Below are 13,896 nucleotides of genomic sequence, written 5' to 3' on the forward strand. Positions count from 1 at the left end.
CGCCCTTTTCACGGGCCAGGGCCCTAGTGCTTCACTTCCAGGTGCTGCACCATCGTGGGCTGGCTGCTCTGAATTTGCAGGGCGTAGATGCCGCTGGGCAAGTTGCTGGTATTGAGCGCGAATTGATTATCGCCAACCGTGGCTTGCTGCTGTGAGCGGACCATGGGGTTGCCCTGCATGTCCATTATCACCAGCGTGACGGAGGTAGCCTGCGTGAAATTGACGGACACCGTTACCTGGCCATCGGCTGGGTTGGGGAAGAGTGTGGGGCCCCCGGCGAGTGCACTGGCGGCCATGCCCGCCGTTGCGCTCGTTGCCGAGGCACTGCTTTGCAGCACCAGCTCCACGTCGTCGAAGTAGACACTCTGGCCGCCTTTGGCTTTGGAATAAAAGCCAATTTCGCACTGGCCATTGCTCACCGCAATGTTTGGCACCGCGATTTGCACCCATTGCCCGTCGGGGGTAGCGGGGACCGCGGCGCTCACCACCGCGCCGCCGTAATTGCTGGCCCGCAGCTCGGCCCGCTCCTGGTCGCCGCTGCTCTTCACCCAGGCTCGCAGCACGTAAGCACCCGCTGGCAGATTCTTAACTACTTGGTAGGTATATACTTCGTAGGCAAGCGGGCGGTAGTGCGTGCCATGAAACACCCCCGAGTGGGCCCCGGGGTAGGCCTCGGTGAAGCTGGCGTAGGGCGGTGTGAAGCCGAAGGTCTGGGTCGTCCACTGGCGGGGGGGCCACAGCCCAATCAGGTCGTCGTCGAAGCTGGGGTTCAGCACGGTGTTGGCCCCCACCGCAGCGGGCTGGAGCACGAACTCCACGTCGTCGAAGTACAGCCATTGCCCGCCCTGGGCGTTGGAGTAGAAGCCAATTTCAGCCTGCCCGTTCGCTACGTTGATGTTTGGAATTTGCACCAGCGTCCAGCCACTGGTGCCGGTGCTAAGGTTGGCGGTGCGCATGTTGCCGCCGTAGTTGCTGGCGCGCATTTCAGCCCGGGGCTGGCCACCGGCACTCTTCACCCAGGCCCGCAGCGTGTAAGTACCCGTTGGCAAGCCTTTGATTACCTGGTAGGTGTACACCTCGTAGGCTTCGGGGCGGTAGTGCGTGCGTGGTAGAGGCCAGCGTGGCCCCCGGGATACACCTCGGTATAGTCGGCGTTGCCGTTAGTGTTCGGGCCGGTGGCGGTTTGCCAGCCGGTGGGTCTTTCTGTGGGCAAGCCACCGGCTTCGAAGCCGGGGTTGGCCACCAGGTTGGTGCCGGGGCTTACTGGCGCCGCCGCCGATGCCGCCACCACCACGGCCACGGCGGCTGAGGTGGTGCTGGCCCCGGCGTTGTCGGTGGCCACGGCGGTGAGGGTGTACGTGCCGGCGGCGGTGGGCGTCCAGCTCAGCTGGTAAGGGGCCCCGGCATCCTCACCCAGCTTGGTCGTGCCGTTGAAAAAATCTACCTTGGCCACCGTGCCGTCGGCGTCGGCGGCCGTGGCACTCAGGGCCAGGGACTGGCCCAGCGCAAGGCTAGTGGCGGCGCTCAGCGCCACGGTGGGCGCGGCGTTGCGGCCAGCGTTCTGCTGGGGGGCCAGGGTCACATCGTCAAAATAGATGGCCTGCCCGCCGTCAGCCTTCGAGTAAAAGCCGATTTCGCACTGGCCGTTGGTCACCGCAATGTTGGCCACGGTGAGCAGCACCCAGCCCGGGGCCGCCACGCCGCCGGGGGTAGCGGCCAGGTTGGCGGTCAGCACAGGGCCCCCGTAATTGCTGGCCCGCATTTGGGCGGCGGCCTGGCCCCCGCTGCTTTTCACCCAGGCGCTGAAGGCATACGTGCCGTTTGCCAGGCCACCGACCACCTGGTAGGTGTACACCTCGTAGGCTGAGGAGCGGTAGTGGGTGCCGTGGTAAGTACCCGTGTGGCCCCCAGCGTACGATTCGCTGTATTCGGCATCAACATCGGAGGTAGCCTGCCAGCCCGTGGGCGTGCGCGAGGCGGCCCCGTCGGCCTCAAAGCCAGGGTTAACCACCTGGCCGTTGGCTACCACAACTGGGGCCGTCGGGGCTGGCGCCGGGGCCGCAGCGGCCCCCAGGGGCCCCACCACCACGCCGTTCTGCTGGAGCTTCTGGGCCCACAGGGTGGCTTCATTGTCCTCAGTGGCCAGCGTAATAGGGTTGGGCAGGTGCACCGTGCCAGCGCACGTGGCGCAGTTGCCCGGGCTCAGGTCCTGGCGGTCGGGAAAAGGGTTGTTGGCCCCCCACCGCACGAAGCCGATGACGTTGTTTTCAATTCGGTTGTTGAAGAACAGTGTTGCCAGCTGCTGGTAGTAGTTGAACACGGCCGTGGCGGCGTAGGTGGCCTTTAGGCGCGAGCCATCCGGCAACAATGCACTGGTTACCAGACGGTTGTCATGATAATACACGTCGTGGCCGGCGGCAATGTTCATCGCCGCGTTGCAGGTGCTTACAAACTGGTTATGGTCGGCTTCAATGTAAGCCGCGGCCCCTTCCAGGGCCCCGGCGTCGCCGTCGGTGGTCAGGCCCGTGCCGGTAAACTGGCCGTCGGTGGCTGGAAACGGGTACGCCCCACGCACAAAGTTGTCGTGCACGTGCACCGGGCTGCCGGCTGCGCCCGACGTGTTGTAGAGGTTGATGTTGTCCTCCACCAAGCTCTGGTTGGGGGCGTTGATGACCTCGTTGTAGGCCACATCGACGCCGGCCAGGTGCTGCACCGTGTTCAGAATCAGAAAGCTGCTGCGGGTACTGCCACCGTTGCGCCAGCGCCCGTCAATGTTGCGGGCCCGGTTGTAGCGCACCGTCAGGGTTTGGCCGGGGGCCCCGGTACCGCTCCAGCGGTTCACCACAATGCCGCTGGTTTGCACAAAGGCGTTGTGTTCCACCACCAGGCGCTGGGCCCGGTACGAATCGAGGAAACGGCCGGGGGCCTGGTTGTCTACGCTGGGCGTCAGGCCCTGGCCGCGGCAGTTACGCACCGTCAGGTTGGCCCCTTCACCGGCCTGGATCAGGTTGCCCGCCCCGGCTATGTTGCACCCGTCGAGCACCACGGGCTCGTTGGTGTTCACCAGCACGGCCGGCTTCCCCGAATCGTTGCTCCGGTAGTTGCCGGTGTAGGTGCCGCCTTTGGTTATTACAATTGGATCAGCGTAAGTTACCGTTTGGGCTTGCGCCGAAACCAGCGGCAGGCCGGCTGCCGCCAGCATCAAAAAGGCCCGTACGCTAGCTGCGGGCGCATGTTTGCGAGTAGCGAAAGCAGTGATTTTATCGGTTTTTAACATAAGCCGCCAGGAGTATGATTTCCTGAATTAATTAAAAATGTTATAAAACGTAAAAAAGCCGTAGGCAAAGATATGAAATTCTATTGTTCATAAACACCTGAGCCAAAATTATATAAGTTGCCCTTTAATACACAAGATTGCATTTTCACATGCAATTGAATAGTGGTAAAAGTCAATATTAGCAGACTAATATTCCGGCCTATCCAGTGTTAACCGATGCTACCAACCCGGGCTGACCGGCGGCCATAACGCCCGTTGCCATTATTTCGTATCCCGCTTATTATTAAGGCGTAAAGACGTGCATCTGCTCTCTACCGCTCCCAATAACCTGTGATTGCTTTTGCCTGGAGGCATGCTCCCAACCGCCCCGACGAACGTAGCCCCGGCCCCGAGCAGCCGGCACTGCTGGCGTTCATATTACGTGTATGATTCGAAGACGAGGCCGCGATGGCCGGGCACGAGGCAGACCCACAACAACGCATCGCCGTGCGGGCGTTTGAGCGATTCGTGGCCTACTTTGTGGCGCACAGCTACGCCTTTGTGGCGCCGGCCGGTATGCTGCGCGGCCCCGGCCCGGCCGGTAAGTACGCCCTGCTCACCTTCGGCGACGGTTGCGGCACCGACCGCTTGGCGCTGAACATTTTGCGGCGCTGGGGCGTACCCCGCGCTTGCTACTGTTGACAATTGCTCAGTGGCCGCGCCGACAACTGCTAGCGCCCCGTATTCGTTTTGTAGCATCACCCCGCCTTCGCCCAGATGGCCGGGGCCCTGGATAGGGGCCCCAACCCAACCACAATGTATTTGCAAGCTGGTCCGCTTATTTAGCGGCCTTGCTTTCACTTCACCGCCTGCTTTGACCCCTTCCCTACCCGACCCCGCCAAACAAGCCAAAGCCGCTCGCCTACAGACCGTTGATGCCCTGCGGGGAGGGGCCCTGTTGGGTATTCTGGTGGTGCATTGCAGCCGCTGGTTCGCGCCCGATGCCCTGCCCAGTCAGCTGTACGCAACGCATGCCGCCGGTTACCTCAACGGCCTGGTAACCGGGAAGGTAGAGCTGCTTTTTGTGGATAAGTTTTACGCCCTTTTTTCTTTTTTATTCGGCCTGAGCTTTTCGCTGATGATCAGCCGCTCGCACGTTGCGCCCGCCGCTTTTTTTCGGCGGTTTCTGCGCCGGCTGTGCATCTTGGGGGCCATTGGCTTGCTGCATTACCTGCACTGGCGGGGCGATATTCTGCTCATCTATGCGGTGCTGGGGGCCCTGCTGCTGCTCTTCAATAGGTTTTCCAACGGCGTCGTCCTCGCCTTTGCGCTGGTACTGGCGCTTAACCTGCCCGTGCGTTCGCTCCAGGCCTACCGCGCCTGGACGGCCCCGCCGCCCACGGCCCAGCCGGCAGCGCGCGCCCCAAACCCCCAGGCGCAGGCTACCTACCGCACGCTGGCCCACGGCAGCTACGCAGCCACGGTTTGGGCCAACGCGCACTCGTTTGGCGATGCGCTGGATTTTCAATTCGGCAGCGGCCGGATTTTCCAAACGCTGGGCTTCTTCCTGCTGGGACTGTACACCGGTCGGCGGCGGCTTTTCGAACGGCTGGAAAGCGCCCGGGGCGCGTTCTGGTGGTTTGTCGGCGGAGCGCTGCTACTGCTGGTCGCCACGAAGCTCCTGGCCCTGGCAATGGGCCGGGCGCACGAGGGTGCGCAGCTATCGGGCCCACTCGCCGGCGCCCTGCTCGCCGTAGTCCGTGATTTGGGCAACGTGGCCACCACCGGCTTTTACATTGCCGGCCTGGCGCTGCTGTTTCAGTCGCGGCCCGGGCGCTGGGTAGCCACGCCCCTGGCACTGGTCGGCCGCATGGCCCTCACCAACTACCTGCTTCAGACCCTGATAGGTTCGTTAGTGTTCTTTGGCTACGGCCTGGGCCTGCTCCGTACCAGCGAGTTGTGGCTGGCCTGTTTGCTCAGCTTGCCCATATTCTTACTGCAAGTCGGCGCGAGCGCCTATTGGCTGAAGCACTTCACGTACGGCCCCGTCGAGTGGCTGTGGCGCTCCCTCACGCTGGGCGAAAGGCAATCCTTGCGATTGAAAGCCAAGACCGCTTAGCTCCGCCTGCCCCCATCCCGGCTTGGCTGAGCCCGGCATAATGGCACTGCTTCCGCTTGAATTTTAGAGCAAACCGGGGTGGTCCGGCGACTTTTTCAGTCGTCGGACCACTCTTACTACACAGCGGTTTCGGGGTATTGCAAGAGTGGCCCGACGACTGAGCGCCGGACCACTCCAGTTTAAACCATCGCCCGATCAACTAGCCGATTAAACGGCCCCGTAGAGCGCCAGGTACTGGTCGGCAATTTTGGCCAGGGGAAACCGCTCGGCCACAATGGCCACGGCTCGGGCGGATACCTGCGCGTACAGGGCCCCGTCGGAAAGCAGGCGGTTGACGGCTCCGGCAATGGCGTCCACGCTCGTCACGTCGACCAGCAGGCCGCCGTCCTCCACCACCCACGGCACGGCGCCGCTGGCCTGCCCAGCCACCACGGGCACGCCGTAGGCCATGGCCTCCACGAGCACCATGCCGAAGGATTCTTCGAGCGAGGTGTGCAGGATGAGCGTGCTGGCGGCAATTTTCCTCAGCACTTCCTCGTGGGGCGTGGGGCCCATAAAAACGACGTTTTGCACGTCGTGCTGGCGGCAGAACGCCTCGGCTTCTTCGCCCGGCACAAATGCCGTGCCCATCGCCCAGAGCACGGCCGTGGGGTGCTGCTGCTGCACGGCGCGGAAGGCCAGCAGGGCATTTTTGCTGTTTTTGCGGTCGTCCCAGCCGTTCACCACCGTGCTGAGCACGGGCCGGTCGAGGGGTGCTTTCACCAGGCTGGCCCGGCCGGGAATGACCACCGGGTTGGGTACCACCGCCACCCGGGCCTTCGTCCAGGGCTGCACGGTGGCGGCCATGTACGGCGACACGGCCGTGAAGCGGTGGCCCTTGCGGAACACGTAGCGCGCCATCAGCAAGTGAAACAAGCGGTTGAGGGTGCGCACGTAGTCGAAGATGATGCGGGCGTTGTCGTGCACCGTTACCAGCGTTTGCGGGTCGTAGGCTAGGCCGGCCAGGGCAAACTCGTAGGTCCAGTGGGCGTGCACCACCTCGGGGCGGAAGCGCCGGAGCTGGGCCAGCATCCCCTGGCGCTCAAACCAAAAAAAATCGGCGGTGCGGCCCAGGCGGCGGCCGTTCGGCCGGAAGGTGCGGCTGCGGGCGGGCACCACCACGTAGGTCAGGCTGGGGCCCTCGTGCACGAAGGGCGGGGTGTCGTCGCCCAGCTCGTCGTCGAGGGTAATGGCCACCACCCGGTGCCCGCGGGCCACGTACTCGCGGATGAGGTTGCTGATAAGCGGGGCCCCTGCGCGGCCGTTGGGGTAGGCGCGGGCAGCGTCCCGCTCGGCGAGGGGCAGCAGGTCGTTGGTGGCAATGGGAGCTAAAACGCCGATGTACATCAGGGAGTTATTTAAGTTGTCAGTTACTAGTTGTCCGTTGCTAGTCAGCCCGTGACCGCCCAACCAACACCCCGTAAACTACGACTGACCACTCGGTTGCTTTTGAAAGATTATTTGGAAACCGAAACCAACTGGGGCCCCACCGCCACGCCAGCTTTGCGCAGCTTCTGCTGCCAGGTGCGCCACTCGTTTTCCTCGGTTACCCAGGCGATGGGGCCGGCCAAGTGTTTGGTGTCGGCGCAGGGCGCGCAGGCCCCGGGGCTCAGGTCCTGGCGGTCGGGGGCAGGGTCGGTGCCGCCCCACTTTACGTAGCCCACGGTGTTGTGGGCCACGCGGTGGCCAAAAAACACGGTTTCGGGCTGCTTGTAAAAGTTGAAAACGCCCAGCCCGGCGTAGCCGGCGCTGAAGCGCGCCCCGTCGGGCAGGTAGCCGGCGGTGATGGCGCGGTTATCGTGAAAGTAGATGTCGTGGCCGGCGGCGATGTTCATGGCCGCGTTGCCGGTGGCCACAAACTGGTTGTGGTCGGCTTCCACGAAAGCCGTGGCGCCGTCCGCCGTTTTGGCGTCGCCGTCGGTCGTCAGGCCCGAGCCCGTGAACTGGCCCGCCGCGGCCGGAAACGGGTAGGCGCCGCGCACAAAGTTGTCGTGCACCCGCAGCGGACTGGCAGCTGTGCCCGATGAGTTATACAGGTTGATGTTATCCTCCACTAGGCTCTGGCCCGGCGCGTTCACCACCTCATTGTAGGCGATTTCGATGCCGGGCACGTGCTGCACCGTGTTCAAAAGCAGGAAGCTGCAATGGGTGCTGCCGGTGTTGTTGCGCCAGCGGCCGTCCACGTCGCGCACCAGGTTGTAGCGCACCGCCAGGGTTTGGCCGGGGGCCCCGGTACCGCTCCAGCGGTTCACTACGATGCCGCTGGTTTGCACAAAGGCGTTGTGCTCCACCACCAGGCGGCGCGGGCGGTAGGCGTCGAGGAAGCGGCCGGGGGCCTGCTTATCGGTGGTGGGCGGCAGGCCGCGGCCGCGGCAGTTACACACGGTCAGGTCGGCCCCCTCGCCGGCCTCAATGAGGTTGCCGGGGCCCGTCAGGGCGCAGCCGTCCAGCACCACGGGCTCGGTGGTGGCAATGCGCACGCAGGCCGTGCCCGAGGCCGTGCTGGCGTAGGCGCCCGAATACGTGCCGCCCTTGGTGATGACGAGCGTGGCGTCGCCACTGGCGTGGTGGCTGGCGCAGGCGGCCACGCCGGGGCCCCCGGCCAGCAGGGCCAGCCACAGCCAGCGAACCGGATGGTGCAAAAAGGCCCGCATTAGTGCATAAAATAGCCCACCAGCCGGCGCGCGTAGCCGTTCAGCAGGAAGTAGGGCAAATAAATTGCGGGGCAGTTTTTAATAGCGAAGTGAGTGAAATTGACCAGGTTGCCCCCGCCCCGGATGCCGAACAGGTGCTGGTAGTAGCCCTTCACGCTGCGGTGCTTGCGGGTGAGGGTCTGGCCGCTTTCCTCGGGGTAGGTGCTGAGCTGGGCGGCGTAGTTGCAGAGCACCGGGAAGCCGGCCCGGCGCGCCACGCTGGTGTAGTCGAAGTCGGCGAGGTAGTGCGGCAGGCGCTTCTCATCAAACAGGCCCACCTTGTCAATCACCGCTTTAGGAATCAGCAGGCCGCGCCCGGGCAGGTACGTGACGGGGTGCAGGCCGGTGCGCAGGCCGGCGGGCAGCTCGTGCAGCAGGTCGCGGCGGGTGTTGGTGCGGAAGTCGAGCCGCTCGCCGCCGTAAATCACTTCGCCGGTGGCGGCGTCGAACTCCAGGGCCCCCAGCACGGCGGTGGGGTTTTGGTCGGCGGCGGCCAGCATCTCGGCCACGAAGGTGGGGGCGGCCACCACGTCGTTGTTCAGGGTGAGCACGCGGGTGGCGCCCAGGGCCAGGGCCCGGCGGATGCCCAGGTTCACGCCGGCCGTCCAGAACAGGTTGCCGTCGCCAGTCACCACTTCCACTTCGGGGTAGCCGCGGGCCAATTCGGCGGCCGTTTCGTCGGTCGAGCCGTCGTCCACGACCACCGTGCGGAATTCCTGGTTGGTTTGCGCCCGCAGCGAGACAAGGCACTCGGCGGTGTAGCGCCAGCGGTTGAAAACGGGGATAATAACGTAAAGCATAGCAGCGGTTATAATTGAGAAGGTGGAGTAGTATCCCCGGGCACGGCAGCGGGCACCAACCGGCTCGGTGCCAGCACACTATTGACCAGCGCCTGGAGATGGCGGCCCCGCAACGGCCACGTTTGGGTATGCGCAAAGGCATAGCCGGCGCGGCCCATGGCCACGCGCGCGGCCGGGTGGTCGTAGCAGTACTCAACAGCCCGGGCCAGGGCGGCCACCGTTTCGGCGGGCGTAGTCACGGGAATTTTTAAGGCCGCGGCGGGCGGAATGAAATCACGGGCGCCTTGGTGGTCCAGAGTGATAATGGGCAAGCCGGTGCCCATTGCCTCCAGCAACTGCGTGGCGAACGAATCGCGTAGGCTGGCAAACATAAAGGCGTCGTGCGTCAAAAATTCCTCGCGCACTTCGGCCCAGGGCAGCGTACCTCGCCACACCACGCGGCCTTCCAGCCCGTGTTGTGCAATGAGGGCGGGCAACTGGGCCCCTACTATGCCATCGCCCACCACGGTAAGGCAAAACGGCACCCGGGCGTCGACTTGCGCCAACGCTTCGAGCACCAGCGGCAAGGCTTTACGCGTTACCAGGCGGCCCAACCACAGCAGCCGCAACGCCCCTCCCCCGGGGCGCATGGGAAATTCGGCCGGCAGAAAATTAGCCGGAAGGCCTGAGTCGAGAAACATTTCGACGCGCCGGCCCCCAAGGCGGCGGACCGCGGCGGCCGTTTCGGCGTTGGTGGTGAGCACCAGCGCGGCGCGGCGCAGGCTTTGGCGCACATTGGGGTCGCACGCCACCAATACCTTACTAATGGCATTGCGCAACGTTTCGGTTTTAAACCAATCGGGGAAGTAGCGACGAAACGCCACCGGGGCTTGCTGCCCCCCGCCCAGGGGGCCCACTACCAAGGGCTGGCCCAGCCGCCACAGCCAAGTGGCCATTTGCATGCTGCCGTAAGTAGCGTGGTGCACCAAATCGAACCCTTGGGCCACTGCTAAGCCTTGCGCCGCGCGCCACGCCCGGTACTGCCACACCATGTAGTGCAGGTACACCCCAAACTGCCAGCGGTAGGCGTATTCTACCCAGGCCGGTACAGCCACGTAAACCAAGTGCGTACGGGTTTGCTCGGCTGGCGACCAGTGCTGAGCGATGTACGCCTCTAAATCGGCGGCGCCGGTGGATTTGGTCAGGCACCACACTTCGTGGCCCAGCTGTTGCCACTGCTGCATCCAATTGAACCCAATGCCTTCTTCCCCCCCTTTGGTTGGATTGCACGCGTAAGCCGATATCAATACCTTCATCACGAAATGGGTTGGGCCGGCTTGGCGGCTTGCTTGGGGCTCTGGAGGCCGGCGGCCACCGGCTTCTGGCCCGCAAATACGCGCCGCACCATGGCCGCCAGCCGGCTTCGGAAGAACTCGTTGAAGCGGCGGTTGTCGCGGCGGCGGTCCTGGGCCACCTGGGCGGGGTGGCGCAGCGGGAAGGCCAGGTCGCGCGCCGGCAAGTCGCCCAGCACGTCGCCCCCGTCGTGGGTGTGCGTCGAGTCGTTACCGAAGCCGATGTTGCCCACCAGGTTCACAGCGGGCACAATGTAGAGGCCCTGGTGGCGGGCAATGGTGTACTCCCACTGGTAGTCCCACACGTCGGGCGGCTGCGGCAGGGCCAGCACGCCGGCCATCTTGCCCAGCCGGTAGCGCTTCTCCAGGGGCCCCGTGAAGGTGCTGTTCAGGGCCCCCGAGGCGGCCACGGACCGGAAGTCGGTGAGGTGGTAGTCGTAGAGCTGCCAGGCGCGCCGCCAGGTGGCCCAACCCCAGCTGTTGCGCTGCGTGGAGAAGTAGTACGAGGGCGCGCCGGGGTCCAGGGCCCCCTGGGCCTCCGAGCCGAAGTTGTTGCCGCCGATGTGCATCACCCGCGCGTCGTCGCGGTAGCGGGCCAGCAGCTCCTGGCAAAACGGAAAGAAGCTGGGGGCCGGCACGCAGTCGTCTTCGAGGATGATGCCTTCGGCTTCGTGCGCAAAAAACCAGTTCATGGCCGTGACCGGGGCCAGGCCGCAGTTCAGGTTTTCCTCCTGAAAAAGAGTGAGTACTTCGCAGGGCCAGTCCACTTCCTGCACCACGGCGCGGGTTTCGGCGCAGCGCACGGCGTCGGTGGGGTGGCCGGGGCGGGGGCCGTCGGCGGCCACGTACAGGCGGGTGGGCCGGGCCCGGCGAATGGTGTCGAACACGCGCCGAGTGGTATCAGGCCGGCTGAAAATCATCAGCAAAACCGGCGTATTGAGGGCCCCGGTGGGCAGAGAGGCATCGGGATGGGGCATAATGTTGCCGTTAGGGTGCGAACAGCCTATACGGATATGGTTCAGTGAATCGCCACCGCGGCCGGTGCATTGGCGCGGCCGGCCGGCCCCGCGGACTGGCAAACGGCCTGGTAGGCAGCAAGTGTACGTTGCACAATGACGTTTGGGTCATGGCGCTCCCGGGCCACGGCCTGCGCTTGCCGGGCAATGCGGCCGTGCAGGGCCGCGTCGTGGCAGAGACGCAGCACCTGCCGGGCCAGCGAGCCGGGCGCCAGGGTGCAGAGCAGGCCGGTTTCGCCCTCGGTGATGAGCGAGCCCACCCCGCCCACGCCCGATGCTACCACGGGCAGCCCCACCAGTTGGGCTTCGCACACGCTGTTGGGGCTGTTGTCGATGTACGACGGGTGGAGCAGGCAGAACGATTCGCGCATGAGCCCGGCTAGCCCGGCCGCGTCCTGAAACGGGCGGCACTCCACGTCGACGGGCCCCAGGTGGGCCAGGCCGTAGCGCTGGGCCACGGCCGCCACATCGGCCGGCGAGAGGCGGCCCACAATCACGAGCTTCAGGTCGGCTTGCTGGCGAATCAGGTCGTAGGCCCGCAGCATTTCCTTAAAGCCCTTGATGGACTGGTTGCCGCCCACAAACAGGGCCTGGGGCCGGGGCATAGAAGTGGGGGCCGGGCGTCGGCGGCGGCAAAAAACTCCGGCCGCAGCGCCTCCCAGTTGTGGTAGATGGTGCAGCCCGGGCTGAGGCGGGCCGTGTGGGCTTTGTCCCAGTCGGTGCGGCACAAGAAGTGGTGCACGGTGGGCAGGTACCACCGCTCGTAGAGGCCCGCCATCGTCCAGAGCGCTTTCAGGATGGACAACGAATCCGGCACCACCTTCGCGTATTCCGACACGATGCCCTGCACCGAGAGCAGCGTCGGCACGCGCAGGCCGGCCGTCATGGCCGGCAATTGCAGCTCCGAGCCGTGTAGGTGCAGCAGGTCGTAGCGGTGGGCGTGCTGCCGCAGGTAGCGCCGCACCAGCCGAATGCGCCGCTGGTAAAGCGTCAGGATGTCTTCGCGCACCGGCGGCGTTTTCAGGTAGATGAAGTGGATGCCATCGGCGTCAAACTCGTCGACCGGATCGGCAATGCGGTGCGACCAGTTCAGCACGGTCAGCTCCACTTCCGGGCGCTTTTTCAGCAAGTTGGCCAGCGTGCCCACCCAGGGCACGGGGTGGCCACCGGTTTCGAGGGGGTGCGGGAAAGGCGCTAGCCAAAGTACTTTTAAGGCCATGCCACGTCGAGGTTAGGCGGCCGTTGCATACGGGCAGCCTTAGCAAAGGTGTGCTTGCTAAGCATTAAAATCAAACAGTTATGTATGATTTATTCACTATTTCCACTTCTTCGGCCGCTTCTTCTTTGGCTTCTTCCTCGGCGGGCAAGGCCAGGAATCGGGGCTCGGGCTCGCCCAGGGCGGCCAGCAGCAGGCCCAGCAGGCCGAAGTGGTAAGTCGACCAGTCGTAGGACGCCGAGAATACCAGCAGGCAGCCGAAGTAGGCAATTAGCAGGGCCGTGTCGGGCCGCATGGGGCCCCGCTGGAACAGGCGCTGCACGATGCGCACGATGGGCACGAGCAGCACCATCAGAATGCCGATGATGCCGAAATAAAAGGCACGGTCGAGGTAGAAGTTGTGGAAGTGGTGGCCGGTGCGGTCAGCCCACATCGGCTGGTCATTACTGGGGTCGTAGAACTGCATGGGCACCTCGAAGCCCTCCAGGCGCCAGCCGGCCAGGGGGCGCTCCTGCACCAGCGGCATGTACGACTCCAGCTGCTTGAGGCGCCAGCTGCCAGTGCCCTGCTTGTCGGCGTTGGCCATGTCGTCCATGCTGGCTTGCAGGCGGTTCACCACCTCGGGGTTGTTCAGCACCAGGGCCGTGGCCCCCAGCGAGCCCAGAATGCCGGGCAGCACCACCAGCATGATCAGCTTCGGAAATGAAAACCGCACCCCCGGCGTGCGGCGCAGCAGCAGCAGGTCGAGCGGGATGGCCACGGCCGTGGCAATCCACACCGAACGGTGCTGGAGGAAGATGATGAGCGGCAGGCAGAAGAAGAAAAAGCCCAGCGCCAGCAGCCCGCCGTGGGTGAGGTAGCGGTTGAGGCAGTACAGCGCGATGGGCACAAACAGGTAGGCCGACGACGACCCAAACCCCCGCTCGTTATCGGCAAAGGCACTGAGGCTGAGCGAATCGCGGTGAAATACCAGCAGGTTGGCCAGCAGCACGAACGTGAGCACGCCGATGACCTGGCCCATCGAGGGCAGCCCAAAGCGCCGGTGAAAGGCGTAAATCCCGAACATAATCAGCAGCATGAACAGCTTGCTGAACACGTGCGGGTACACCATCCAGGTGCTGTGGTCGGCGTACGATTCCAGCATCAGCCCGCCGATAGCGGCCAGCACTACCCACATCCAGTTGCGGATCATCGGCTCCATGTAGCGCCCGTACAGCACCATGGCCCCGAACGAGGCCGCGAACAGCGCGTAGGTGTAAAGCTTAACGCCGTCCGGCTCTTGGTCTACCTGGGGCCCATAAATAAATTCCCAAAACGCTGCATTAGTGGCCAGCACGGCCACTATGGGCAGAATCAGGAGGAAATTCAGACGAATTTTCATAGCATATTATATAAGATAAGGGAAGCCCAGGGTGGGCTATACGGG

Annotated in this window: 12 protein-coding genes; 2 read left to right on the top strand and 10 right to left on the bottom strand. The window is 64.4% G+C overall.

Features of this window, described 5'->3' with window-relative positions; translation table 11 throughout:
• Positions 1 to 23: 23 nt before the first annotated feature.
• Positions 24 to 1,076 carry a T9SS type A sorting domain-containing protein gene (locus tag BEN49_RS11070; RefSeq protein ID WP_070743271.1) on the bottom strand — a complete coding sequence of 351 codons (1,053 nt, stop codon included), beginning with the start codon at positions 1,074 to 1,076 and terminating at the stop codon, positions 24 to 26.
• A complete protein-coding gene (locus BEN49_RS11075) occupies positions 1,058 to 3,202 on the bottom strand; it encodes an Ig-like domain-containing protein (protein WP_070743274.1) in 2,145 nt (714 codons plus the stop codon). Before BEN49_RS11075 ends, BEN49_RS11070 begins: the two co-directional genes overlap by 19 nt.
• Positions 3,203 to 3,724: 522 nt before the next feature.
• Here BEN49_RS11075 and BEN49_RS11080 point away from each other — a divergent pair.
• Together BEN49_RS11080 and BEN49_RS11085 are read left to right on the top strand one after the other, a co-directional pair.
• Positions 3,725 to 3,958 carry a hypothetical protein gene (locus BEN49_RS11080; protein ID WP_070743279.1) on the top strand — a complete coding sequence of 78 codons (234 nt, stop codon included), beginning with the start codon at positions 3,725 to 3,727 and terminating at the stop codon, positions 3,956 to 3,958.
• Between the two features lie 172 nt (positions 3,959 to 4,130).
• Positions 4,131 to 5,375: a DUF418 domain-containing protein gene (locus BEN49_RS11085; protein ID WP_094123146.1), complete on the top strand. Its 1,245-nt coding sequence runs from the start codon at positions 4,131 to 4,133 to the stop codon at positions 5,373 to 5,375.
• Positions 5,376 to 5,582: 207 nt separating this feature from the next.
• Here BEN49_RS11085 and BEN49_RS11090 read toward each other — a convergent pair whose 3' ends face one another.
• The 8 genes from BEN49_RS11090 to BEN49_RS11125 form a co-directional block, all read right to left on the bottom strand.
• The gene (locus tag BEN49_RS11090) at positions 5,583 to 6,761 is read right to left on the bottom strand and encodes a glycosyltransferase family 4 protein (protein ID WP_070743282.1); all 1,179 of its coding nucleotides are present in this window, start codon (positions 6,759 to 6,761) and stop codon (positions 5,583 to 5,585) included.
• 110 nt (positions 6,762 to 6,871) lie between these two features.
• Positions 6,872 to 8,068, bottom strand: a complete 1,197-nt coding sequence (locus BEN49_RS11095) for a hypothetical protein (protein WP_070743285.1) — start codon at positions 8,066 to 8,068, stop codon at positions 6,872 to 6,874.
• Positions 8,068 to 8,907, bottom strand: coding sequence for a glycosyltransferase family 2 protein (locus BEN49_RS11100; protein ID WP_070743288.1), 840 nt, complete (start codon positions 8,905 to 8,907; stop codon positions 8,068 to 8,070). The genes BEN49_RS11095 and BEN49_RS11100 overlap by 1 nt, the downstream gene beginning before the upstream one ends.
• A gap of 8 nt (positions 8,908 to 8,915) precedes the next feature.
• Positions 8,916 to 10,130 (bottom strand): glycosyltransferase family 4 protein, encoded by a 1,215-nt coding sequence (locus BEN49_RS11105; protein ID WP_239691907.1) that lies wholly within the window; start codon positions 10,128 to 10,130, stop codon positions 8,916 to 8,918.
• Positions 10,131 to 10,201: 71 nt separating this feature from the next.
• Entirely contained in the window at positions 10,202 to 11,215 is a 1,014-nt protein-coding gene (locus BEN49_RS11110; RefSeq protein WP_070743295.1) for a hypothetical protein, read from the bottom strand.
• Between the two features lie 41 nt (positions 11,216 to 11,256).
• Positions 11,257 to 11,859 carry a glycosyltransferase gene (locus BEN49_RS11115; protein ID WP_070743299.1) on the bottom strand — a complete coding sequence of 201 codons (603 nt, stop codon included), beginning with the start codon at positions 11,857 to 11,859 and terminating at the stop codon, positions 11,257 to 11,259.
• Positions 11,778 to 12,473 (bottom strand): glycosyltransferase, encoded by a 696-nt coding sequence (locus BEN49_RS11120; RefSeq protein WP_070743302.1) that lies wholly within the window; start codon positions 12,471 to 12,473, stop codon positions 11,778 to 11,780. The genes BEN49_RS11115 and BEN49_RS11120 overlap by 82 nt, the downstream gene beginning before the upstream one ends.
• Before the next feature lie 70 nt (positions 12,474 to 12,543).
• Complete coding sequence (locus tag BEN49_RS11125; RefSeq protein ID WP_070743305.1) at positions 12,544 to 13,851, bottom strand: O-antigen ligase family protein; 1,308 nt, start codon at positions 13,849 to 13,851, stop codon at positions 12,544 to 12,546.
• Positions 13,852 to 13,896 lie beyond the last annotated feature (45 nt).

Origin of the sequence: Hymenobacter coccineus, assembly GCF_001816125.1 — a bacterium.
GTDB classification, from domain to species: domain Bacteria; phylum Bacteroidota; class Bacteroidia; order Cytophagales; family Hymenobacteraceae; genus Hymenobacter; species Hymenobacter coccineus.

What these genes read in the sequence shown, in the direction of transcription:
- BEN49_RS11105 (WP_239691907.1), bottom strand. Translation starts at nt 10,130, where the DNA reads ATGCAGCAGTGGCAACAGCTGGGCCACGAAGTGTGGTGCCTGACCAAA.
- BEN49_RS11075 (WP_070743274.1), bottom strand. Translation starts at nt 3,202, where the DNA reads ATGCTGGCGGCAGCCGGCCTGCCGCTGGTTTCGGCGCAAGCCCAAACG.
- BEN49_RS11095 (WP_070743285.1), bottom strand. Translation starts at nt 8,068, where the DNA reads ATGCGGGCCTTTTTGCACCATCCGGTTCGCTGGCTGTGGCTGGCCCTG.
- BEN49_RS11115 (WP_070743299.1), bottom strand. Translation starts at nt 11,859, where the DNA reads ATGCCCCGGCCCCAGGCCCTGTTTGTGGGCGGCAACCAGTCCATCAAG.
- BEN49_RS11100 (WP_070743288.1), bottom strand. Translation starts at nt 8,907, where the DNA reads ATGCTTTACGTTATTATCCCCGTTTTCAACCGCTGGCGCTACACCGCC.
- BEN49_RS11080 (WP_070743279.1), top strand. Translation starts at nt 3,725, where the DNA reads ATGGCCGGGCACGAGGCAGACCCACAACAACGCATCGCCGTGCGGGCG.
- BEN49_RS11125 (WP_070743305.1), bottom strand. Translation starts at nt 13,851, where the DNA reads ATGAAAATTCGTCTGAATTTCCTCCTGATTCTGCCCATAGTGGCCGTG.
- BEN49_RS11110 (WP_070743295.1), bottom strand. Translation starts at nt 11,215, where the DNA reads ATGCCCCATCCCGATGCCTCTCTGCCCACCGGGGCCCTCAATACGCCG.
- BEN49_RS11120 (WP_070743302.1), bottom strand. Translation starts at nt 12,473, where the DNA reads ATGGCCTTAAAAGTACTTTGGCTAGCGCCTTTCCCGCACCCCCTCGAA.
- BEN49_RS11090 (WP_070743282.1), bottom strand. Translation starts at nt 6,761, where the DNA reads ATGTACATCGGCGTTTTAGCTCCCATTGCCACCAACGACCTGCTGCCC.